This is a genomic window from Citrobacter sp. GW821-FHT07H02 (genome assembly GCF_059418505.1).
This window is the reverse complement of the sequence record NZ_JBWKPZ010000037.1, coordinates 1-1,249: the sequence shown is the minus strand read 5'-3', so window position 1 is coordinate 1,249 and position 1,249 is coordinate 1. Positions and strand designations below refer to the sequence as shown.

The 1,249-nt window shown below is 50.0% G+C and carries 1 protein-coding gene; it reads left to right on the top strand.

What is annotated here, in order from left to right:
• The first annotated feature begins 72 nt into the window (after window positions 1-72).
• Window positions 73-1,241, top strand: a protein-coding gene (locus AC07NP_RS21790) for an IS3 family transposase (RefSeq protein WP_494661705.1) whose coding sequence is annotated in 2 segments (ribosomal slippage) — window positions 73-322 and window positions 322-1,241 — 1,170 coding nt in all. Because the reading frame shifts where the segments join, the coding sequence is not laid out codon by codon here.
• Window positions 1,242-1,249: the final 8 nt, after the last annotated feature.

Here is a 1,249-nt window from a genome sequence, read left to right as displayed (position 1 = left end):
TGAAGTGGTTTACTGAATTTGGCCACCTGAACAGAGGTGATATGCTCACCTCAGAACAACACAGGTGCACCAATGAAAAGAAAAAATTTTAGTCCTGAATTCAAACGTGAATCAGCCCAGTTGGTTGTCGATCAAAATTACACAGCTGCTCAGGCTGCTAAGGCCATGGACGTTGGCCTTTCTACGATGACGAAATGGGTAAAACAGCTACGTGATGAACGACAAGGCAAAACGCCAAACGCTTCTCCAATAACCCCGGAACAAATCGAAATACGTGATCTAAAGAAAAAGCTACAACGTATTGAAATGGAAAACGAAATATTAAAAAAGGCTACCGCGCTCTTGATGTCAGACTCCCTGAACAATTCTCGTTAATCGGGAAACTCAGGGCGCGTTATCCAGTGGCCTCTCTCTGCCACGTGTTCGGGGTTCATCGTAGCAGCTACAAATACTGGCAAAACCGCCCTGAAAAACCAGACGGTAGACGGGTTGTATTACGAAGCCAGGTGATGGAGCTGCATAACATCAGCCATGGTTCTGCCGGAGCAAGGAGCATCGCCACAATGGCAACCCAGAGAGGCTATCGGATGGGACGCTGGCTTGCTGGCAGACTGATGAAAGAACTGGGGCTGGTCAGTTGCCAGCAGCCTACTCATCGATATAAACGTGGCGGCCATGAACACGTCGCGATCCCGAATCACCTTGAGCGGCAGTTCGCAGTGACAGAGCCAAATCAGGTGTGGTGCGGCGACGTGACGTATATCTGGACAGGTAAGCGCTGGGCATACCTTGCAGTTGTTCTTGATCTGTTCGCGAGGAAACCGGTGGGTTGGGCAATATCGTTCTCCCCGGATAGCAAACTGACGGCCAAAGCGCTGGAAATGGCGTGGGAAGCTCGCGGCAAGCCAGACGGAGTGATGTTCCACAGCGATCAGGGCAGTCATTATACAAGCAGGCAGTTCCGGCAGTTATTGTGGCGGTACCGGATCAAACAGAGTATGAGCCGACGTGGAAACTGCTGGGATAATAGCCCAATGGAGCGCTTCTTCAGGAGTATGAAGAACGAATGGGTACCGGTGATGGGTTACACAAGCTTCAGCGATGCTGCCCATGAAATAACAGATTATATCGTTGGGTATTACAGCGCGCTCAGGCCGCATGAATATAACGGCGGGTTACCACCCAACGAATCGGAAAATCGATACTGGAAAAACTCTAAAGTGGTGGCCAGTTTTTGTTGACCACTTCA